At 42.5% G+C, this 19,350-nt stretch carries 22 protein-coding genes and 6 tRNA genes; 24 read left to right on the top strand and 4 right to left on the bottom strand.

Annotation, left to right across the window (positions count from 1 at the left end; all coding sequences use genetic code 11):
• Positions 1-111: 111 nt before the first annotated feature.
• The 13 genes from CC90_RS0121570 to CC90_RS0121510 all read left to right on the top strand — a co-directional run bounded on the left by CC90_RS0121570 (position 112) and on the right by CC90_RS0121510 (position 7,054).
• Positions 112-552 carry a DUF1700 domain-containing protein gene (locus CC90_RS0121570; protein WP_031392771.1) on the top strand — a complete coding sequence of 147 codons (441 nt, stop codon included), beginning with the start codon at positions 112-114 and terminating at the stop codon, positions 550-552.
• A 516-nt stretch (positions 553-1,068) separates the two neighbouring features.
• Entirely contained in the window at positions 1,069-1,233 is a 165-nt protein-coding gene (locus tag CC90_RS24300) for a hypothetical protein (protein ID WP_157837578.1), read from the top strand.
• A 274-nt stretch (positions 1,234-1,507) separates the two neighbouring features.
• Positions 1,508-2,680 carry a THUMP domain-containing class I SAM-dependent RNA methyltransferase gene (locus CC90_RS0121560; RefSeq protein WP_031392770.1) on the top strand — a complete coding sequence of 391 codons (1,173 nt, stop codon included), beginning with the start codon at positions 1,508-1,510 and terminating at the stop codon, positions 2,678-2,680.
• A 7-nt stretch (positions 2,681-2,687) separates the two neighbouring features.
• Positions 2,688-3,728, top strand: a complete 1,041-nt coding sequence (locus tag CC90_RS0121555) for an N-acetylmuramoyl-L-alanine amidase family protein (protein ID WP_031392769.1) — start codon at positions 2,688-2,690, stop codon at positions 3,726-3,728.
• 10 nt (positions 3,729-3,738) lie between these two features.
• Positions 3,739-4,335 (top strand): XTP/dITP diphosphatase, encoded by a 597-nt coding sequence (locus CC90_RS0121550; RefSeq protein WP_031392768.1) that lies wholly within the window; start codon positions 3,739-3,741, stop codon positions 4,333-4,335.
• Positions 4,336-4,348: 13 nt separating this feature from the next.
• Positions 4,349-4,828, top strand: a complete 480-nt coding sequence (locus CC90_RS0121545; protein ID WP_031392767.1) for a metallophosphoesterase family protein — start codon at positions 4,349-4,351, stop codon at positions 4,826-4,828.
• A 112-nt stretch (positions 4,829-4,940) separates the two neighbouring features.
• Positions 4,941-5,015 (top strand) — tRNA-Pro (locus CC90_RS0121540).
• 28 nt (positions 5,016-5,043) lie between these two features.
• Positions 5,044-5,114 (top strand) — tRNA-Gly (locus tag CC90_RS0121535).
• Positions 5,115-5,176: 62 nt separating this feature from the next.
• A tRNA-Arg gene (locus CC90_RS0121530) sits at positions 5,177-5,250 on the top strand.
• 49 nt (positions 5,251-5,299) lie between these two features.
• Positions 5,300-5,373 (top strand) — tRNA-His (locus tag CC90_RS0121525).
• Positions 5,374-5,442: 69 nt separating this feature from the next.
• Positions 5,443-5,514: transfer RNA gene (locus CC90_RS0121520), tRNA-Gln, on the top strand.
• A gap of 9 nt (positions 5,515-5,523) precedes the next feature.
• Positions 5,524-5,596, top strand: a tRNA-Lys gene (locus CC90_RS0121515).
• A 93-nt stretch (positions 5,597-5,689) separates the two neighbouring features.
• Entirely contained in the window at positions 5,690-7,054 is a 1,365-nt protein-coding gene (locus CC90_RS0121510) for an MATE family efflux transporter (RefSeq protein ID WP_031392766.1), read from the top strand.
• 241 nt (positions 7,055-7,295) lie between these two features.
• Here the strand turns inward: CC90_RS0121510 and CC90_RS0121505 are convergent, their stop codons facing one another.
• Complete coding sequence (locus tag CC90_RS0121505) at positions 7,296-8,450, bottom strand: sodium ion-translocating decarboxylase subunit beta (RefSeq protein ID WP_031392765.1); 1,155 nt, start codon at positions 8,448-8,450, stop codon at positions 7,296-7,298.
• A 387-nt stretch (positions 8,451-8,837) separates the two neighbouring features.
• Here CC90_RS0121505 and CC90_RS0121500 point away from each other — a divergent pair, with 387 nt between their 5' ends.
• The 5 genes from CC90_RS0121500 to CC90_RS0121480 all read left to right on the top strand — a co-directional run bounded on the left by CC90_RS0121500 (position 8,838) and on the right by CC90_RS0121480 (position 14,267).
• Positions 8,838-9,512 (top strand): response regulator transcription factor, encoded by a 675-nt coding sequence (locus CC90_RS0121500; RefSeq protein WP_031392764.1) that lies wholly within the window; start codon positions 8,838-8,840, stop codon positions 9,510-9,512.
• The gene (locus CC90_RS0121495) at positions 9,509-10,870 is read left to right on the top strand and encodes a sensor histidine kinase (protein WP_031392763.1); all 1,362 of its coding nucleotides are present in this window, start codon (positions 9,509-9,511) and stop codon (positions 10,868-10,870) included. The genes CC90_RS0121500 and CC90_RS0121495 overlap by 4 nt, the downstream gene beginning before the upstream one ends.
• A 140-nt stretch (positions 10,871-11,010) precedes the next feature.
• Positions 11,011-11,454, top strand: coding sequence for a MarR family winged helix-turn-helix transcriptional regulator (locus tag CC90_RS0121490; protein WP_051869950.1), 444 nt, complete (start codon positions 11,011-11,013; stop codon positions 11,452-11,454).
• A gap of 18 nt (positions 11,455-11,472) precedes the next feature.
• Positions 11,473-11,607 carry a hypothetical protein gene (locus CC90_RS24920; protein WP_278245498.1) on the top strand — a complete coding sequence of 45 codons (135 nt, stop codon included), beginning with the start codon at positions 11,473-11,475 and terminating at the stop codon, positions 11,605-11,607.
• The gene (locus CC90_RS0121480) at positions 11,604-14,267 is read left to right on the top strand and encodes a cation-translocating P-type ATPase (RefSeq protein WP_031392761.1); all 2,664 of its coding nucleotides are present in this window, start codon (positions 11,604-11,606) and stop codon (positions 14,265-14,267) included. The genes CC90_RS24920 and CC90_RS0121480 overlap by 4 nt, the downstream gene beginning before the upstream one ends.
• Before the next feature lie 303 nt (positions 14,268-14,570).
• Here the strand turns inward: CC90_RS0121480 and CC90_RS24915 are convergent, their stop codons facing one another.
• Together CC90_RS24915 and CC90_RS24770 are read right to left on the bottom strand one after the other, a co-directional pair.
• Entirely contained in the window at positions 14,571-14,702 is a 132-nt protein-coding gene (locus CC90_RS24915; protein WP_278245497.1) for a hypothetical protein, read from the bottom strand.
• Between the two features lie 53 nt (positions 14,703-14,755).
• Entirely contained in the window at positions 14,756-14,899 is a 144-nt protein-coding gene (locus CC90_RS24770; protein WP_242843370.1) for an ATP-binding cassette domain-containing protein, read from the bottom strand.
• Between the two features lie 100 nt (positions 14,900-14,999).
• Here CC90_RS24770 and CC90_RS22770 point away from each other — a divergent pair, with 100 nt between their 5' ends.
• The 6 genes from CC90_RS22770 to CC90_RS0121440 all read left to right on the top strand — a co-directional run bounded on the left by CC90_RS22770 (position 15,000) and on the right by CC90_RS0121440 (position 18,861).
• Positions 15,000-15,416, top strand: coding sequence for a nitroreductase family protein (locus CC90_RS22770; RefSeq protein ID WP_330373274.1), 417 nt, complete (start codon positions 15,000-15,002; stop codon positions 15,414-15,416).
• Between the two features lie 196 nt (positions 15,417-15,612).
• Positions 15,613-15,801 (top strand): hypothetical protein, encoded by a 189-nt coding sequence (locus tag CC90_RS24765; protein ID WP_031392760.1) that lies wholly within the window; start codon positions 15,613-15,615, stop codon positions 15,799-15,801.
• A 116-nt stretch (positions 15,802-15,917) separates the two neighbouring features.
• The gene (locus CC90_RS0121455; protein ID WP_031392759.1) at positions 15,918-16,760 is read left to right on the top strand and encodes a transporter substrate-binding domain-containing protein; all 843 of its coding nucleotides are present in this window, start codon (positions 15,918-15,920) and stop codon (positions 16,758-16,760) included.
• 101 nt (positions 16,761-16,861) lie between these two features.
• Positions 16,862-17,530, top strand: a complete 669-nt coding sequence (locus tag CC90_RS0121450; protein ID WP_031392758.1) for an amino acid ABC transporter permease — start codon at positions 16,862-16,864, stop codon at positions 17,528-17,530.
• Positions 17,520-18,260, top strand: coding sequence for an amino acid ABC transporter ATP-binding protein (locus tag CC90_RS0121445; protein WP_031392757.1), 741 nt, complete (start codon positions 17,520-17,522; stop codon positions 18,258-18,260). Before CC90_RS0121450 ends, CC90_RS0121445 begins: the two co-directional genes overlap by 11 nt.
• Before the next feature lie 19 nt (positions 18,261-18,279).
• Complete coding sequence (locus tag CC90_RS0121440) at positions 18,280-18,861, top strand: cytidylate kinase-like family protein (RefSeq protein ID WP_031392756.1); 582 nt, start codon at positions 18,280-18,282, stop codon at positions 18,859-18,861.
• Positions 18,862-18,919: 58 nt separating this feature from the next.
• Here the strand turns inward: CC90_RS0121440 and CC90_RS25210 are convergent, their stop codons facing one another.
• Positions 18,920-19,132 (bottom strand): transposase, encoded by a 213-nt coding sequence (locus tag CC90_RS25210; RefSeq protein WP_278245502.1) that lies wholly within the window; start codon positions 19,130-19,132, stop codon positions 18,920-18,922.
• Positions 19,133-19,350 lie beyond the last annotated feature (218 nt).

Here is a 19,350-nt window from a genome sequence, read left to right as displayed (position 1 = left end):
GTAATTTGACGAAATTAAAAATCTCCACTATCATGAAGATGATGTGGAGATTTTTTGTGGTATGTCAGCGTAAGGGCTGATATAGAATACATTTATGGAAGAAGAGGGACTATGACAAGAAACGAATTTATTGAAACATTGCAGAGAGTTTTAGCCGGCAGCTTGAGCAGCAGCTCTGTAAATGAAAATATAAGGTATTATCAGGATTATATCGATATGCAGATTCGCTTAGGACAGAGTGAAGAGGAGGTCATCGCGAGTCTGGGTGATCCGCGCCTTCTTGCCAAGACCATTATAGAGGCTTGCAAACTGGAAGGGCGATGCGGATATCAGGAATACGATGAGGTTTATGAAGAGGGCTATGAGGAGAAAGAGCGAGGCGGCTTTGGCGGGAAGGTATACCGTATGCCGGGCTGGCTGCTAGGACTTATTATAGCGATTGTATTGATATTTATAATAGGAATAATCGGCTCCGTTTTATCTGTATTTCTTCCTATTATAATACCGATTCTCTGTGTGATATTGCTCGTCCGTTTTTTGCGAAGCAGGTAGCTGCTTTGCAAAGGGGGCGGGCATTTCTTTTTATGTAAATGGAAAGCTTCGTTACTGTATTTAAATTCGCTCCGCGAAGCGGAAATTATCTCTTGCATCATATTCTTACATAGCTTAACAGCAAGTGCTAAGCTACTGTGTGAACAGTAACAATTATCCCTATTGTATAAGTCATCAGCACTGGCTGGCTTTACATCAGCGAATGCCCCCGTGTGGAAAAGAAAAATAAAAAGCAGCAGAGCGTCAGAAAGGGTCTGACGCTCTACATGAGGGGAGTATAAATAATTAATATAAGGGTCTGTAAATAGAAATGATGAAGGGTTATTTCTATTTACAAATGTAATTATAACACGAATTTTGAAAAAAGCAATACCAAAATAGTACCAAAGTCCTATTAAGTTTTTGTGCAATTTGAATAAAAAAATAGTACCAAAGTCCTATAAATGAAAATGAATACTTTCTTATATATGATGACATACTACTTTTGTAACAAAAACTTATCAGGAGGAATTAAACATGTCTAGAAACGATTATAACCAGAGCAGCGACAAGCAAAATCAGGAAAACAAGTCCAGTAACAGCAACAAACAGAACCAGAAGAACAGCACTAACAATAGTTCTAACAACAATAGCTCTAACAACAATAGTTCTAACAACAATCAGAAAAACAGTAATTACTAAAATGGTTCTGGGATAGGAAGGGCATCGGAAGATGTCCTTTTTCATGTAAATAGGAAAGTGTTCCTATTACAGAAATAATGGTCGCTCAGTTACACGTGCGGGACAAAAGCGATGCTGCCGAAGCATGCTTTTGTCCCGTATAAAAGGAGATGGTCCTGTTTTCCGCAAGTTTAAGCGGAATAAGTGATTGACACGGAATGGAAAAAGGACTTAATATAAAAAGGTATATTATTAAATCAGCATAAAGACAATAGGATGTAAGGTTGAGGATCGGATGAAAAGATATGAGTTGATTGCGCCCTGTCACTTCGGGCTGGAAGCAGTTTTAAAGAAGGAAATTATTGATTTAGGTTACTATATAAGCGGGGTGGAGGACGGAAGAGTCACTTTTTACGGGGATGAAGAGGCGGTGTGCCGTGCCAATGTCTTTTTGCGTACGGCGGAGAGAGTCCTCATTAAAATAGGAAGCTTTAGGGCGGAGACTTATGAAGAACTTTTTCAGGGGACGAAGGGTCTGCCTTGGGAGGAGTTCATTCCAAGAGATGGAAAGTTCTGGGTGGCGAAGGCGGGAAGCGTAAAGAGTAAGCTGTTCAGTCCTTCGGATATTCAAGCGATTATGAAGAAGGCTATGGTGGAGCGGCTGAAAGAGGTATACCGCGAAAGCTGGTTTGAGGAAAGCGGAGAGTCATTTCCGGTAAGGGTCTTCTTATTAAAGGATGAGGTGACGGTAGGGTTGGACACTACCGGCGATTCATTACATAAGAGAGGATATCGAAAGCTGACGGCGAAGGCTCCTATTGCGGAGAATCTTGCGGCGGCGCTCATTATGCTGACACCGTGGAGGGCGGACCGGATCTTGGTGGACCCGTTCTGCGGCAGCGGTACCATCCCGATAGAAGCAGCGATGATGGCAGCGAATATGGCACCGGGCATGCGTCGGGGATTTACGGCGAAGAACTGGCCTCATATCGTAGGGGCACAGATTTGGCAGGATACGCTTGAGGAAGCGGAAGAGATGGTCGATTTTAGCGTAGAAACGGATATACAAGGGTACGATGCGGATGAGGATATCGTTGCGGCAGCGAGAGAAAATGCGCGCCTCGCAGGAGTGGAAAAGCTGATTCATTTCCAGAAGCGTGAAGTAAGCGAGTTAAGTCATGCGAAAAAATATGGCTTTATCATAACCAATCCCCCCTATGGAGAGCGTCTGGAGGACAAAGAGAATCTGCGGCCTCTGTATGAGACGATTGGTGAACGCTTCCGTATGCTGGATGCGTGGTCCCTATATATGATTACCTCCTATGAGAACGCGCAGCAGGACATAGGACGGAAAGCGGATAAGAACAGAAAAATATACAATGGTATGATGAAAACGTATTATTACCAGTTCCTAGGGCCGAAGCCGGCAAAAAAGCCGAGGCCGGAGGGTGGAAACCGTCAGGAGTAAAGTATGTATGCGGCAGCAATTGATGAGAAAAACAGTAATATATAGTGTAATATTTGCGGTTGCCGCAATGGCTTTTATCGTATATACGGCTTCCCACAAGGTAATTATAATTGCAGATGTGGCGCAGGACGAGGTACAGGCAAAAGCACAGAGCGAAGGAAGAGCGTCCGAGGAGAAAAATCTTCTCTTCTTCGGAGAGAATGCGCAGAATGCGGATTATCTCTGCATTCCTTTTCAGGAAGGAATAAAGGCGGAGACTGTAAAAATAGAAAATCACTATATGGATCATGAATTATGGATAAGCTTTGAGAATGATTGCAGCGATTTTTATAAGAACAACCCGATTACAGGGAATAAGGATAATATAAATAACGGTTATTATGAGCAGGAAGAAGAGAAAACGATATTAAAATTTTCGTTGACAGGAGTATTCGAATATCGTAGTATTTTGGAAGAAAATAATCTGTACATAGAATTTCTTCCGCCGAAGGAGATGTATGAAAAGATAGTAGTCATCGACCCGGCTGGCGGCGGGAAAGAAAACGGAGCAAGAAAAGGGCTTCTTTCGGAGAAGGAAGTGACGCTGGAGATTGCAAAGAAGCTGAAGGAAAAGCTGGACGCTACGGATATCAAGGTATATTACACAAGGATGGAGGATGTGTATCCCGACGAGGAGAGTCGGGTGGCAATCGCTAACGATACGAGGGCGGATATGCTGATACGCATTCAGGTAGGAGCGAACGTGGATCCTTCGTTATTTGGTACGCAGGCAGTATACAATGAAAGTTATTTCATACCGGAATTCAATAGCATCGAGCTTGCCGATTTACTGGAGCGGGAAGTGGTTACCGCGATTCAGGGCAAGGCAGTTGGGCTGGTCGCTGCTAAGGAATCGGAATATGTGCTCCAAGAGGCTATGGTGCCGGCAGCGGGCATACGGGTAGGATATATAACGAATGAAAAGGAAGAGGCTTTTTTGAAAAGCGAAGCCTATCTGGAGAAGGTTGCGGATGGGATATACAATGCTATTTTAAAAGCATATGAATGAGGCATATTATATGGGCAGAAAAATTGTTTTTGCTACGGGAAATGCAGGTAAAATGAAGGAAATCAGAGAAATTCTGGCTGATACGGAGTGGGAAGTGTTTTCCATGAAAGAAATGGGAATCGATATACCAATAGAGGAGAACGGCGCAACCTTCGAAGCGAATGCGGTCATAAAGGCAAAGGCGGTATCCGAGTTTTGCGGAGAAATCGTTCTTGCGGACGATTCAGGTTTGGAAATTGACTATTTAAATAAGGAACCGGGAATTTATTCGGCAAGATACATGGGAGAGGATACCTCTTACCGGATTAAGAATGCCAATCTGATAGAAAGGCTTTCCGGGGTACCGGATGAAGAGAGAACTGCGCGCTTTGTATGTGCCATAGCGGCGGCTTTTCCGGATGGAGAGATAATCACTACATATGGAGAGGTCGAGGGAAGGATCGGTTATGAGGAAAAAGGGGAAAACGGGTTCGGCTATGATCCGATATTTTATCTGCCGGAACGGGGAAGAAGCACGGCTGAGCTTAGCAACGATGAGAAAAATGAGATTAGTCACAGGGGAAAAGCATTGCGTAAAATGAAAGAAGAGCTAAAGAAAAAGCTTTGAAGAGAGGAATAGTATGCGTGTACTGATAGTAAGTGACACACACCGCCAGAACAATAACTATCTGAAGGTTCTTGAAATGGTAAAGCCCATTGATATGGTGGTTCATTGCGGAGACGCTGAGGGAAGTGAATATTTAATCTGCGAAGGTGCAGGCTGTCCGGTGGAGATCATCACCGGAAATAATGATTTTTTCTCCGATCTCCCCCGGGAAAAGGAATTCAGCATCGGCAGCTACAAAGTATGGCTGACCCATGGACATAACTATTATGTGACGATGGGAAACGAAGCCCTCAAGGAAGAGGCGATTGCGCGCGGCGTCGACATAGTCATTTACGGACATACCCATAAGCCTCTCGTCGATATCGAAGATAAGATTATCGCGGTCAATCCGGGAAGTCTGGCTTATCCCAGACAGGAAGGAAAGAGGCCGTCTTATGTGATGATGGAGCTGGATAATAAGGGAAAAGCACATTTCGATATTTGCTATTTATAGGGATGAAAAGCTGATAAATTTTAAGTGCTGAGAAAGTTGTAAAAATATGTTGACACGATTAGAACCTTATTATATAATATATCTTGCGCTGTAACAAGGCGAGTGAGTGCGCCGGGGTGTGGCTCAGCTTGGCTAGAGCGCTTGGTTTGGGACCAAGAAGTCGCAGGTTCGAATCCTGTCACCCCGATTTTTAATCGGATGTTGTAATAGAATATGCGGGTGTAGTTCAATGGTAGAACACTAGCCTTCCAAGCTAGATACGTGGGTTCGATTCCCATCACCCGCTTTGGCGGAGCCGAAGCGTACAATGGGAATGATTTATTTCATTTTGCGGCTCATGTCATATATGTGTTCGTAGCTCAGTCGGATAGAGCAACGGCCTTCTAAGCCGTGGGTCGGGGGTTCGAATCCCTTCGAGCACATTTGAGATAGGAATTACTATCTTGCAATAGGAATTAATATCTCGCTATGGTGGGTGTAGCACAGTTGGTTAGCGCGTCAGATTGTGGTTCTGAAGGTCGAGGGTTCGAATCCCTTTACCCACCTTTTTACTTTTAAGAGGAGCATAACGCCCTCGAGGTTGTCTTTACGGACAAGCTTGGTGTTAAAAGTGATGGGCTATCGCCAAGCGGTAAGGCACAGGACTTTGACTCCTGCAGTCGCTGGTTCGAATCCAGCTAGCCCAGTTTAAATATGGGGTATTAGCTCAGTCGGTAGAGCACTTGACTTTTAATCAAGTTGTCCGGGGTTCGAACCCCCGATGCCTCACTACAACAAAGTGACATCTTTAGCTTATAAGCTATAAGATGTTCTTTTTTATGTAACAGGAAATTATGTTTTTTACACTGAAAGGATGAAATTATGGAATTGCAAAAAGAAAATAAAATGGGTTATATGCCTGTAAATAAACTATTATTGTCGATGTCATTGCCTATTATGGTTTCCATGCTGGTACAGGCTCTATATAACATAGTGGATAGTGTCTTTGTGGCGATGATTAATGAGAACGCATTGACGGCAGTCTCCCTGGCGTTCCCGGTACAAAGTCTTATGATTGCCGTAGCGGTAGGTACCGGGGTAGGAAGCAATGCGGTATTATCCAAATCGTTGGGAGAGAAGAATTTTGAAAAAGTAAATAGAACCGCAGTCAATGGGATTTTTCTTTCGATTATATCCTACCTCCTCTTTCTTGTGATAGGGTTGACGGCAGTGGTGCCGTTTTATCGCAGCCAGACGGCGGATGCACAGATTCTGGAATATGGCAAAGTGTATCTGACCATCGTATGTGTGGCTTCTCTGGGCATATTTATTCAGATTACATTCGAACGTATGCTGCAATCCACCGGTAAAACCATTTATACCATGATAACACAGGGAACGGGAGCGATTATCAATATTATTTTGAATCCCATTCTCATATTCGGATTGCTTGGAATGCCAAAGCTCGGAATTGCCGGTTCAGCGGTGGCTACTGTGGTAGGACAAACAATTGCAGGAATTTTAGCGGTGGTCATTAACCATAAGATAAATAATGAGGTAAAACTGCATTTTAAAGGTTTTCGGCCGGACAAGGGGATTATCAAGCAGATATATATTATAGGGATTCCTTCCATTGTTATGCAGGCTATGGGTTCCTTAATGACTTACGGTATCAACCTCATTCTTATTTCCTTTACGGCGACGGCAACGGCGGTATTCGGCGTATACTTCAAGCTTCAAAGCTTTGTTTTTATGCCAATATTCGGTTTGAACAACGGGATGGTTCCCATTATTGCGTATAATTACGGTGCAGGGAAGAGAGAACGCCTTGTAAAAACAGTAAAGCTCAGCATTTTTTATGCGGTAGCGCTTATGGTGGTGGGTTTCTTTATATTCCAGATATTCCCGCATACACTTTTACAGTTATTTAACGCTTCTGAGACGATGCTTTCCATAGGAGTACCTGCACTGCGCATTATAAGCATTGCTTTTTTAGTAGCAGGATTCTCCATTATATGCAGCTCTGTGTTTCAGGCGTTGGGAAATGGGGTATATAGTATGGTAATTTCGCTGATCAGACAGTTAATCGTGCTCCTTCCGGCGGCGTACCTTCTGTCGAAGCTGGGAAATGTAGATTATGTATGGTGGTCGTTTCCGATTGCGGAAATAGTGGCGTTGATGCTGTCCGCATTTTTCCTTGGCCGTATTTATCGCAAAGTAATAAGGCATATAGGAGAGAAAGTATAAAATAAGATTACTTTTAAAGAGCTATACTGATAATAAGACGACGGGATATTAAGATAACTTACGTAAGAATAATCGGCATACTGAGAGCAGGAGCCTTGATTTAGGTAAGGAATTGGGAAAAGTCCTCTGGAGAAGTCCAGAGGGCTTTTTGTGTAATAGGAAAGCGCTCCTATTACACAAACCATGGATGCGCAGCTTCGCGCGCGGAACAAAAGCTTTGAACGGGATTGTATATTCAATATTATGAACCGAAAAGAGTAATGAAGATGCCTGCTATTAATGCGGAACCAATCGTGCTGGATACGATGGGCCCCATTGCATGCATTAAAAGATAATTATGCGGATTATATTCCTGCCCTAGCTTTTGAGAAACGCGGGCGGCCATCGGCATAGCAGATACACCTGAATTTCCGATTAAAGGATTTACTTTTCCGCCGGTTACTTTGCACAGAATCTTTGCTATAATAATACCGCCGATCGTTCCAAAGGCAAAAGCAAACAACCCTAAACAAATAATCAGGATAGTGTGCGGGTTCAAAATTCGTTCGGCAGTGGCCGTTGCTCCCACGGAAATGCCAATTAGCAACGTTAATATATTTAATAAATCATTTTGTAACGAACGGACATATCGTTCGGTTACACCGCTTTCTTTAATGAGATTTCCCAGCATCAGCATAGCGATTAATGAACCCGCGGCAGGAACTAAAAGTAATGTAGCAAGAGTTATTGCAAATGAAAAAATAATTTTTTGTTTGCGGGTTACTCTTTTTGATTCCGGCATTACGATAATCCGTTCCTTTGGTGTGGTAAGCGCCCGCATGATCGGAGGCTGGATGATGGGAACCAAAGCCATGTATGAATAAGCAGCAACGGTGATTACGGGTAATAGATCAGGCGCAAGGCGGTCCGCGGTATAAATAGAGGTTGGCCCGTCCGAACTGCCGATAATACCAATAGCAGCAGCCTCACTCAGGCTAAATGGTTCCAGTCCGGGGATGATGTACGCGAGGGCTTGCCCTATTAATAAGGCTCCACCCATGGCGACAAAAATACCAAGCTGACCGCCCAACCCGATAAGTGCGTTACGGGGAGAAGCAATCAAAGGACCAAAGTCGGTCATAGCTCCAATACATAAAAAAATCATCGGTGGATAAATACCCAAATCAATCCCCTGATACAAATAATAAATCAGGCCGCCATCATCATATGAAGAAAGAGCCGCTAACGGAATATTGGCGATCATCATGCCAAAGGCCAGAGGAAGAAGCAATAGCGGTTCATATTTTTTAACGATGGCAAGATATGCTAACAACAAAGCAATCAATATCATAATAACCTGTGGTAAGGTTATATGCATAAGTCCAAAGTTAGAAAAAAGTTTATCCCAGAATGTCATGTACAAATCCTCCTTGATATATAAGTCCTATGTTTTTGCCCCCCCCTTACTGGTAATAATAAGAACGTGAATACTCCTTTGGGGGCTCCTCAATTTTACTTTTTGTATTTTAATTGTATTTCATTAAAGAGAGATTAAAGAGAGATTAAAAAGGCTGCTTCCTAGCCTTCTTTCTGTAAGAAGCTTTAGGCGGCCATCAGAAAGGAAGCATGCCAAGTCCGGATGTTAAGTCACATGCTCATATCAGGGTGGAAAAGTTGAAACGTTTCCGGTATAAGAGGTATAATCATCAATATCTGCATCAGGGCGGCAGAAAGGAAGAATAATTTAATCTTTCTTTAATGAGGGCCGCCTAAAATAAATAGTAAATTTCCATGGAGGTGACATATGCGCATTCTGGTGGTTGAAGATGAACCTGATTTGAATGATGTTATAGTGAAGAAGCTGGAATCGGAGCATTATGCCGTAGATTGGTGCATGAATGGCGACGAGGCTATTGATTACATTAATTGTGCGGAATACGATGCTATTATCCTCGATATCATGCTGCCGGGTATTAACGGTCTTGAGGTATTAAGAAAAATCCGCTTACAAAACAATAAAACGCCGGTTCTGTTATTGACGGCACGTGACAGTATAGAAGATCGTGTGGCAGGCCTGGATAAAGGGGCGGATGATTATCTCGTAAAACCATTTGCTTTTGATGAGTTATTGGCGAGGATTCGTGCCATGATCCGGCGTTCCTCCGGTCATGTTAGTAATATTCTCTCTATTGCAGACTTGATTATGGATTGTGATTTCAGGGAAGTAACCCGCGGCGGCACTTCGATATCGCTGTCCAGCAAGGAATTCGCGATACTTGAATTCATGATGCATAATAAAGGCATTGTACTGACAAGGGAGAAGATTTCCCAGCACATCTGGAACTACGACTATGAGGGGGGCTCCAATGTGATTGATGTGTATATCCGTTATCTGAGAAAAAAGATTGATGAGAATTTTTCTAAGAAGCTCATCCACACGATTAGGGGAACCGGTTATGCTCTGAGGGAGGATGAATGAATAGGATTTCGATTAAAACGAAGGTGACGCTCTGGTATACTACGCTGATGGTCGTTCTGGTCTCGCTTATGATGATGTTTATATTTTTCATCAGCAAAGGTCTTGAAGAGACTTCGACAAAAAATGTTCTCGTTGGGGTGGTTGAGGACAGACTTAACAAAATTAACTATGAGGATGGAGAAGTACAGATAGACAATGATTTTGATTCCTTCTATCTCCAGGTCTACTTATCTGTATACAGTAAGGACATGCAAAAAGTATATGGAGAATTGCCGGAAAACCTTAATAGCCCCCTGAGCTTCACCGATAATACGGTGCGGATGGTAAATAACGGTAACTCTAAATGGTATGTGTACGACAGCCGCGTTTCTTTTGAGGAGTATGGTGATATATGGGTACGAGGCATTACGGCTATCTCCGATTCTGAAAGTGCGCTGATTACTATGCTTTCCATTGCGGGGGTTACGTTGCCTTTTTTGGTCGTCATTGTCGCGTTAGGAGGATATTTTATCACAGGACAGGCGTTTAAGCCGGTAAGGCAGATTAACGAGGCGGCAGAGCGCATAGGAGGAGGCCGTGACCTCTCACAGAGAATCCCGATTGGCGAAGGTAAGGATGAAATATATACCGTGGCAAAAACCTTTAACGACATGATTGGACGTTTGGAACAATCGTTTGAAAGTGAAAAACAATTTACCCTGGATGTTTCTCATGAGCTGAGAACACCTGTCTCGGCAATTGTATCGCAGAGTGAATATGCCTTGGAGAATGCGAAGACGATGGAAGAGGCAAAAGATGCACTTTCGGTTGTACTGACACAAGCTCGTAAAATATCAGGATTGATTTCCCATCTCTTGATGCTTTCCAGAATTGATATGGGACACAAGATGCTGACTTTAGAGCTGCTCAATCTGAGCGAGCTTACCGAGATGGTTGCGGAGGAACAGTATGAAGCAGCAAATGAAAAGGGCATCGAAATTCAAACGAATATCACACCCGGTTTACATATACAGGCCGATGAAACGATGATGCTTCGAATGCTCATTAACCTCGTATCGAATGCCGTTACATATGGTAAGTCCGGAGGACACATCATAATAGGACTTGCGAAAGGCGGAAACAAAATTATCGGTTCCGTTGCCGATGACGGAATTGGGATTGCTGAGGAACATCTCTATCGGATATGGGAGCGTTTTTATCAGGTAAATCCATCGAGAACGTCAACAAAGGCAGGCGGTGTGGGTCTGGGGCTTTCTATGGTCAAATGGATTGTGGAAGCTCACAGCGGCAGCATTTCAGTTAGCAGCAAGCTGGGAGAAGGCAGCACATTTACCTTTGTGCTTCCGCTCGCGCAATGATATCCTGTCGCTTAATTCCAAGGGCAGCAGATGAAAAGGATGGTAAAAAAATAAAATTTAACTTGACAAATAAAAAAAGGTATTGTTAAAATTAACATAGAAACTATGTAGTGATTCTACCTAATTTTGAGGGTACAGTGATGAATAAAAGTGAAGAAAGAGTATTCGGGTCTTGTTTTGGAAGTATCTCTCATATTCTCTATTACATGAGCGATCAGAGGTTGAAACAGTTGGGAATTACTCACCAGCAGGGGAGACTTTTAGGATTAATTTATGACAATATAAAAGCCCATCATGTCATAAGCAGGCATTATCTGGAAGAGTCTATGGATCTGCGCGGGCCTACGGTCACCAGTCTTTTGAATTGTTTGGAAGAAAAGGGATACGTTATCAGGACCATCAGTAAAGAAGATCGGCGTGCCATGGAGCTGATAATTACTCCCAAGGGAGAACAACTGGTATCCGATATCCGGGAAGTTTTTAACAGTATGGAAGAAAAGCTTTTACAGGGCATGACAAAGGAAGAAATTCTCACTTTAAGAACACTGTTATTTAAAGTTTATGATAATCTTTTAAAGTCATGAACGTCAGGAAACATGTTTTTGAGGAAAATTCAGCAGGCGATGAGCCTGCTTTCCAACAAAATAATAGATAGAGATTCTACCTATTATTTTATTGAAGTATTGTTTACAGCAGTGAGCAAACAGGTGCAAATAAAAGAAAGGATGATTTTATGAGATGGTACGAAAAGAGTAAAAAAGAGGTGCTAGAACAATTAGAAGGCAACATGGTAATGGGGCTTTCATCAGAACAGATAAAACAAAAACAGAGACAGTTTGGTAAAAATGAATTTTCAAGAGCTAAAAAACCAAGTCTTATCAGGACTATCCTTCATCATCTAAAAGATGTCTCAACAATAGTTCTTATCATAGCAGCGGTCCTTTCCTTCTCGCTGGCACTGAAGCATGGAGAAGGTTTTATAGAACCGCTGGTAATATCCATAATTATTGTTATGAATTTAACCTTGGCTATTACCCAGGAAGGGAAGGCAGAGAAAGCATTGGAATCTCTGGCTAATCTTAACAGCCCATCCTGTCTTGTAATTAGAGACGGAATAAGGCAAGAAATCGATACGAAAGAGCTTGTGCCGGGCGATATGATCCTAGTAAAAGCAGGCTCTTTGATTCCGGCAGATGCAAGAATCTTGGAAAGCAACAACCTTATGGTTGATGAATCTTCTCTGACAGGAGAGAGCGAACCATTGGAGAAGAATGCGTTGGTATTGGCCCCGGGTAAGATTCCCGTTGCAGAGCAGAGCAATATGATATTCTCCGGATGCCTTGTTACAGCGGGAAATGCGGTTGCCGTTGTTACGGAAACCGGGATGAATACGGAGATGGGAAAAATAGCCGGATTTTTAGAGAGTACCATAAAAGGAAAGACTTCGCTGCAGCAAAGGTTAGATCGAGTCGGAAAGAATATCAGCACGGTTGCTGTCATATCTGCCGCTATCCTATTTCTTATCGGCATGAGGCAGGGATCGGATTTTTGGAGCATGATTATGCTGGCGGTTACTTTGGCAGTGGCGGCAGTTCCGGAAACCTTGTCTTTGATTGTAACCTTAAGTTTGTCCCATGGTGTTAAGAATATGGTAAACAAAAATGCGCTGATCAGGAAACTTCCCGCGGTGGAGACTCTGGGCAATACCTCTGTAATCTGCTCAGACAAAACAGGAACACTTACACAGAATCGGATGTCTATCAAACGGCTGTGTTTAAGCGGAGGAAAACCGGTAAAAGATACCGACGAATTTTCTGAGGCCCAGACAACATTCCTTAAAATGCTTGCCTGCGCCAGCAATGCGGTGGGTCAAGAGGATGAAGAAAGAAATATACAGTATATAGGAGATGCAACAGAGACGGCCATCATGCGGCTCTTTAGTGAAAAAGGTCTGGATAAGGATGTGGTGGAAGGGGAATATCCAAGAGTTGCTGAAATTCCCTTTTCCTCCGAAAGAAAAATGATGACCGTTATCATCAGAGATCCGAAGGGAGGATATATTGTCCTTACGAAAGGCGCCATAGATCGAATTCCTTTCTGTCAAGAGGATGAGGAAGAAATAGAGAACATCCGTAAATTGCATGATGCATTTGCTGAAGATGCCTTAAGAGTTATTGCACTGGGTATAAAGCATATTGACGTGCTGCCCGGCGCAGAAGAGCTTGAGTCGGTGGAAAGAGAGCTTACATTCATCGGAATCGTGGGTCTTATCGATCCGCCCAGACCGGAGGCCGCAGTAGCAATACAAAGGGCTAAAAAAGCGGGTATCCGCACTATAATGATAACCGGTGATCATGCCGCTACAGCCGGAGCCATTGCAAGAGAACTGGACATTTTGTCTGACGGCCAAAAGGTTGTTACCGGGGTGGAGCTAGAGGAAATGACGGATGAAGAACTGTTAGCTTCAATTGAGGATTACTCTGTATATGCAAGGGTGCCTCCTTCTGACAAAATACGTATTGTGGAAGCATGGCAGAAAAAAGGTGAAGTAGTTGCAATGACTGGTGACGGGGTCAACGATGCTCCGGCCCTGAAAGCAGCCGATGTCGGTGTCGCCATGGGGCAGGCGGGAACGGAAGTGGCAAAGAGCGCTTCCGATATGATATTAACCGATGACAATTTCGCAACCATTGTGGAAGCTGTGCATGAAGGCCGGAAAGTTTATTCAAATGTAAGAAAGGTCATTTATTTTCTGTTAGTATGCAATCTTTCTGAAATTGTAGTCATGTTGTTTGCGCAAATCGTAGGCTGGGGCGTTTTGGTCACTCCTGTAATGCTTCTGCTGATTAATGTTTTAGGAGACGGCATTCCCGGCCTGCAGCTGGCGAAAGAAGATTCTGCAGCCAAGATTATGGAAAGCAAACCGGTCAAACGTTCGGAAAGCTTGTTTGGCGGCGGATTGCTCAATGTAATTATCCAGCAGACAATCATCTGCTCGTTGGTTGTATTGGCAGCCTTTTATGTAGGAGCATATATTCCGGTCGGTATAGGAAATCCATCCCCAGAGTTAGGGCAGACCATGGCGTTTCTTGTATTGGGATGGACATCGATCCTTCATATATTCACCGTGCGAAGCAGGGAATCTATGTTCAAACGTTCCTTGTTTGATAATCCGCTGCTGGTGGTCAGTGCGGTGAGTATGCTTCTGGCGATGGTCGTTCTATGCACAGTGCCTGCCATTGGAGTACACTTTGGACTGACGGTAATTGAGCCTTCTCACTGGCTTGCTGCAATTGGTCTTAGCTCAATGCCTACCATAGCTGCGGAGGTAAGAAAGCTTTATGATAACCGTATGAATTATAAAGAATATATAGAGATTGAGTTTTCCGCCAGATAAGGCGGTTCGGCAATCCGTCAAGAGACTCATCGTCAAAAGGTTTTCTCAGAGAAAAATTGATAAATATAAAAAAGAGCGTTACATAAGCCATGTATGAATCCACTAAGGCTTCTTGTGTAACGCTCTGACTGAGAGAGTGCCACTTCTGAAATGTGGCAGGCGCTCATTATTGTAAATATGTAACTGCAAGGCATCCGCTGATAGGATTCCTATATATTTCACATTTCGCATCGTAAATCTTTTGTATGGTATCCTTCACCAATATATCCTCCGGCTTTTAATGTGCAACAACGCGCCCTGCTTTCATGACATGCAGGTAATAACATATGCAGCTGCCAATTCCAAGTCGTGCAATGCGGCCAGAGCCGCCCTGATAATTTCCATATCCATATCGTTATCTGTTTCAAGCAGTTTCTTATAAGGGGAGTACCCCATTGCAACCATGTCCCATACAGTAAAGTTAAAACTAAGCTCATTGAATTGTCCCGCTACAGCAGATTATTGCCCAGCAAATCCATTTCATCCAAAAGAATTTTACCGCATTTTGGATTTATCACTATATATATCGTTTTGAGCAATGTACTTTTTCCGCATCCGTTAGGGCCGATAATTCCTACGAACTGGCCATCCATTACCTTTAGATATCCTCAATAATATCTGTTACTGTAAGATTAACTCCAATATCAGACACATATAGATTCAAATCTAGTTCCCTCCAGAGTGGTAGTTGTGTTGGGTGAAAAACAAGACTTTTTATGGGACACTACATATGCGGTGTTCGACGGTCAGGTCGCGAGAGAAAAAATTGACGGCTTTAGAAACGGGTACGGTACTATTTTATATTTTATTGATGAAAATGTAGTGGAATCATTGCAGGAGCAATTTGAATTCTACGCGGATAAATTCCCTGTCTGGGCAAATCAGGCAAATGGAATGCTGCAGTTCAATCTTTGGGTTGCTTTAAGAGAAGCAGGAATTGGAGCTTCCTTGCAGCATTATAATCCGGTTATTAATGAAGCTGTTGCCAAGCTGTTCGATCTTTCCCCCAAATGGACTTTAATGGCACAAATGCCGTTTGGAGGATTTGAAGAAGAACCGGCACCAAAAGAAAAAGAAGATATAGCAAAGAGGGTTATAATTAAAAAATAACTTATTGCTTTATGAAAACGCTTCGTCTCATAATTATTTTGTAGGTTTGTCAAACATATATTTACACTCTGCGAAAATAATCCACTAGTACCTGCCGTGGGGTATTCCAGCCTAATGGACGCATGGGAAAGTTGTTGCAGTCCCTGCGATTATATACCTTTAGCTGATTTGAAAAATCCTCAAAGGAATAAAAGCTGTGGGTAGCATAGAACCGCTCATTGGCTTCGCGGTGGCGCCTTTCTACCTTTCCATTGTGCCTTGGCGTAAAAAGACGGATCAGCTTATGCCGGATGCCATTGCGTTCCAGATGGACTTGAAAAAGGGTTGGTTTTTCCAAACAGGCGCAAAAATAGGGAATCTATACTTGACAAAAAATATCAAGTGAATTATAATATTATGCATAGATTCGAGCAAAAGACAATGGTGTCGATTGTATTCTTACAATCAATCATGCCTTGCGCTCTATTTTTGTATCTAAATATTATTATGGAGGAGATTGAAATGAAAAAAGTATGGGCATTAGTAGCATGTGGGGTCCTGACGACTGGAATGCTTATGGGATGTGGGTCTTCTGTAACAAATGAAGAAACAGCACCGGCAGAAGCCGTAACAGAGGAAGCAACAACAGAAGAGGCAGCACCTTCAGGGGATGCAGCAGCTTCGGCTGACAAGACATGGATCGTTGCAACAGATACCGTATTCAAACCTTTTGAATATACGAATGAAAACAATGAATTCGTTGGAATCGACGTTGATATCCTTGCAGCGATCGCTGCAGATCAGGGATTTAAATATGAATTACAGAGCCTTGGATGGGATGCGGCAGTAGCAGCAGTTCAGGCAGGACAGGCAGATGGTCTTATTGCAGGAGCAACTGTCAAACAGGAACGTATTGATTCAGGATGGATCTTCTCAGAAGGCTATTATGATGCAACTCAGGCATTTGTAGTTGCTGAAGGAAGCGATATTGCCAGCTTTGAAGATTTAAAAGGAAAAAATGTAGCAGTTAAGAATGGTACGGCGGGAGCAGATTTTGCAAACAGCTTAAAAGACCAGTATGGCTTTACAGTAACTGTATTCGAAGATTCACCAACAATGTATCAGGATGTAATCCTTGGAAACAGCGCAGCATGTGTTGAAGATACACCAATCATGGCAGCGTCTATCAAAGAAGGCGGACTTGCACTTGCGATTCCGGAAGGAATGGAAAGTGCAGGAGCTCCTTACGGATTTGCAATCATGGATCCAGCAGATCAGGAATTACTTGATATGTTTAACGCAGGACTTGCTAATATCAAGGCAAATGGAACTTATGATGAAATCCTTGATAAATATCTGAAATAATATTATATTATTGTTAATGCTGGCGTGGGAGACCTGTTGCAGGTTGCCCACGCTTTTTTGAAAATCAAAACAGTTAAAAATTGGCGAAGGAGAAGAAATCAATGATCTCGATTATCCAATCGTATAGCACTATGCTGCTGGGAGCGCTGGGAAAAACCTTACTGCTCACCTTGCTGTCATTAGTATTTGCCATGATTATCGGTATGATCTTTGCACTGATGAACGTGGGAAAGAACAGAACTTTAAACCTGACAGGAACGGTCTATGTAGATGCAGTCCGCGGTGTGCCGCTGATTGTACTGGCTTATTTTATTTATTTTGGTGTTCCGGCAGGAATCAAAATGATAGGCATTCAGGACTTCAGACTGACTGCACTTCAGGCAGGTACGATTGCACTTGCGATGAACTGTGGTGCTTATATGGCTGAAATTATTCGTGCAGGAATTGAAAGTGTAGACAGAGGTCAGATGGAAGCCAGCAGAAGTCTTGGGCTTACTTACGGAAAAAGTATGCGCCTTGTAGTTTTGCCGCAGGCAATCAGGACCATGATTCCTTCCATCATCAATCAATTCATTATAACGTTAAAAGATACCTCTATTCTTTCTGTTATTGGATTTCCTGAACTTACCAATATGGGAAAAACAATCAGCGGAAATACTTTCAAGAGTCTTGAGACATGGGCAGTTGTCGGCATTATGTATATGATCGTAATCATCACGCTCAGCAAGGTCGCAAAGAGAGTCGAAAGGAGGGTGAATCGTGGCAGATAACAGAAATATTATCCAGGTTCAAAATCTGAGAAAAGATTTTGGAAAGCTTGAAGTCTTAAAAGATATCAGCATTGATATAGAAGTAGGAGAGGTTGTTGTTTTGCTCGGACCTTCGGGAAGCGGAAAATCAACATTCCTACGATGTCTGAACCAGCTTGAGTTAGCAACGGCAGGTACGATTCTGGTAGATGGGAATAATGTAACAGATAAACATACTGACATTAATAAAGTAAGAGAAGAAATTGGAATGGTATTTCAGCATTTTAATCTGTTCCCTCATAAAACAGTACTGGAAAATATTATGCTGGCACCTGTTGAATTAAAAAGGATGAGAAAAGAAGAAGCAAAGGAAAAAGGACTGCAGCTTTTAAGAAGAGTAGGACTTGATGCAAAATCTGATGCATACCCTTCCCAGCTGTCAGGTGGTCAGAAACAGCGTGTTGCGATCGCTCGGGCACTGGCGATGAATCCTGCCATCATGCTTTTTGATGAACCTACATCAGCTCTGGATCCAGAAATGGTAGGAGAAGTTTTAAATGTTATGCAGGAGCTTGTTGCGGATGGAATGACGATGGTTGTTGTGACACATGAAATAGGCTTTGCAAGAGAAGTTGCGGACAGAGTTGTTTTTATGGATGCAGGATATATTGTAGAGCAGGGGCGACCAGAAGAGATTTTTAACAATCCCAAAGAAGCCAGAACGATTGATTTCTTAAATAAAGTTCTATAATTCATCCGGAGGAAGAAATATGAAGAAGATAATTACAATCAGCAGAGAGTTCGGTGCAGGAGGCGGAGAGACCGGCCGTAAGATAGCACAGGCTCTGAATTATGATTATTATGATAAAGAAATCATTTTAAAAACAGCAAAAGAATCTAATGTCGATGTAGAAAGTTTGCTTAAGTGGGATGAAAAGGTTCCAATGAATTTTGGATTTGCACAGAGTCTTTTCGATTTTTACAACAAGCCGCTGAGCGAAAAGCTTTTTGATGCACAGCAACAGGTGATCAGAAAAATTGGAGAAAAGGGAAATTGTGTAATTGTAGGACGCAATGCCAATACAATCCTGAAAGAGTTTGATCATAGTCTCCATGTATTTGTGTATGCAGACCCTTACTGGCGGATGGAGCGAATGAAGGAAAAAATGCCGGATGCCACACGAGCAAAAATGAGTGAAGAAATTCGCGCTATAGACAGGACAAGGAAAAAATACTGTTCTTATTATACGAATACAGAGTTTGGAGTAGCTGACTATTATGATATCTGTCTGAATACATCAAGCCTTGGAATTGATACTTGTGTAGATATTTTATTACAACTTGCAAAATAAAAGGAGGGCTGATGCAAAATGATTGATTTTTAATCATAGAGCAGCAGCTCTGTCTTTTTCAATAAAAACGAGTCAGGAATAAAAAGTGTGTACCTGTCCGCTCTTTTTGAATTTTTTCATGTAATTTGTTGATGTTATATCCAAAACTAAGCAAAAGAGTCTCTAATTTTACTTTGGTTTTCTCACGCAATAAAAATCTTTGAAACTCATAGTCATTTTTCAATACTCCGAATACTCCTTCCACCTGGATTGAACGGCTCTTTCGATACAGGATCTACGTTCCATTCATGATGTTCTCGTAGAATTGCTGACGCTTTTTTGTGAATTCCTTGGATACATACCATCTTTTGTTTTCCCTCGCTTTGGTGTATTTCTCTTTGTGTGAACAACTATCACAGCCTTCACGCTCATAAACAATTATCTCGGCTTTTGTGACCCCATGTTTTTGCGCTTATTTGAGGAGGGATAGATGATATCTTATAGCTCGTG

This window comes from Kineothrix alysoides (assembly GCF_000732725.1).
GTDB classification, from domain to species: domain Bacteria; phylum Bacillota; class Clostridia; order Lachnospirales; family Lachnospiraceae; genus Kineothrix; species Kineothrix alysoides.
Note: the sequence above shows the minus strand (reverse complement) of the source record. Positions and strands in the feature narration are given on the sequence as shown.

What these genes read in the sequence shown, in the direction of transcription:
- CC90_RS0121570 (WP_031392771.1), top strand. Translation starts at nt 112, where the DNA reads ATGACAAGAAACGAATTTATTGAAACATTGCAGAGAGTTTTAGCCGGC.
- CC90_RS24300 (WP_157837578.1), top strand. Translation starts at nt 1,069, where the DNA reads ATGTCTAGAAACGATTATAACCAGAGCAGCGACAAGCAAAATCAGGAA.
- CC90_RS0121560 (WP_031392770.1), top strand. Translation starts at nt 1,508, where the DNA reads ATGAAAAGATATGAGTTGATTGCGCCCTGTCACTTCGGGCTGGAAGCA.
- CC90_RS0121555 (WP_031392769.1), top strand. Translation starts at nt 2,688, where the DNA reads ATGCGGCAGCAATTGATGAGAAAAACAGTAATATATAGTGTAATATTT.
- CC90_RS0121550 (WP_031392768.1), top strand. Translation starts at nt 3,739, where the DNA reads ATGGGCAGAAAAATTGTTTTTGCTACGGGAAATGCAGGTAAAATGAAG.
- CC90_RS0121545 (WP_031392767.1), top strand. Translation starts at nt 4,349, where the DNA reads ATGCGTGTACTGATAGTAAGTGACACACACCGCCAGAACAATAACTAT.
- CC90_RS0121510 (WP_031392766.1), top strand. Translation starts at nt 5,690, where the DNA reads ATGGAATTGCAAAAAGAAAATAAAATGGGTTATATGCCTGTAAATAAA.
- CC90_RS0121505 (WP_031392765.1), bottom strand. Translation starts at nt 8,450, where the DNA reads ATGACATTCTGGGATAAACTTTTTTCTAACTTTGGACTTATGCATATA.
- CC90_RS0121500 (WP_031392764.1), top strand. Translation starts at nt 8,838, where the DNA reads ATGCGCATTCTGGTGGTTGAAGATGAACCTGATTTGAATGATGTTATA.
- CC90_RS0121495 (WP_031392763.1), top strand. Translation starts at nt 9,509, where the DNA reads ATGAATAGGATTTCGATTAAAACGAAGGTGACGCTCTGGTATACTACG.
- CC90_RS0121490 (WP_051869950.1), top strand. Translation starts at nt 11,011, where the DNA reads ATGAATAAAAGTGAAGAAAGAGTATTCGGGTCTTGTTTTGGAAGTATC.
- CC90_RS0121480 (WP_031392761.1), top strand. Translation starts at nt 11,604, where the DNA reads ATGAGATGGTACGAAAAGAGTAAAAAAGAGGTGCTAGAACAATTAGAA.
- CC90_RS24915 (WP_278245497.1), bottom strand. Translation starts at nt 14,702, where the DNA reads ATGGGGTACTCCCCTTATAAGAAACTGCTTGAAACAGATAACGATATG.
- CC90_RS24770 (WP_242843370.1), bottom strand. Translation starts at nt 14,899, where the DNA reads ATGGATGGCCAGTTCGTAGGAATTATCGGCCCTAACGGATGCGGAAAA.
- CC90_RS0121455 (WP_031392759.1), top strand. Translation starts at nt 15,918, where the DNA reads ATGAAAAAAGTATGGGCATTAGTAGCATGTGGGGTCCTGACGACTGGA.
- CC90_RS0121450 (WP_031392758.1), top strand. Translation starts at nt 16,862, where the DNA reads ATGATCTCGATTATCCAATCGTATAGCACTATGCTGCTGGGAGCGCTG.
- CC90_RS0121440 (WP_031392756.1), top strand. Translation starts at nt 18,280, where the DNA reads ATGAAGAAGATAATTACAATCAGCAGAGAGTTCGGTGCAGGAGGCGGA.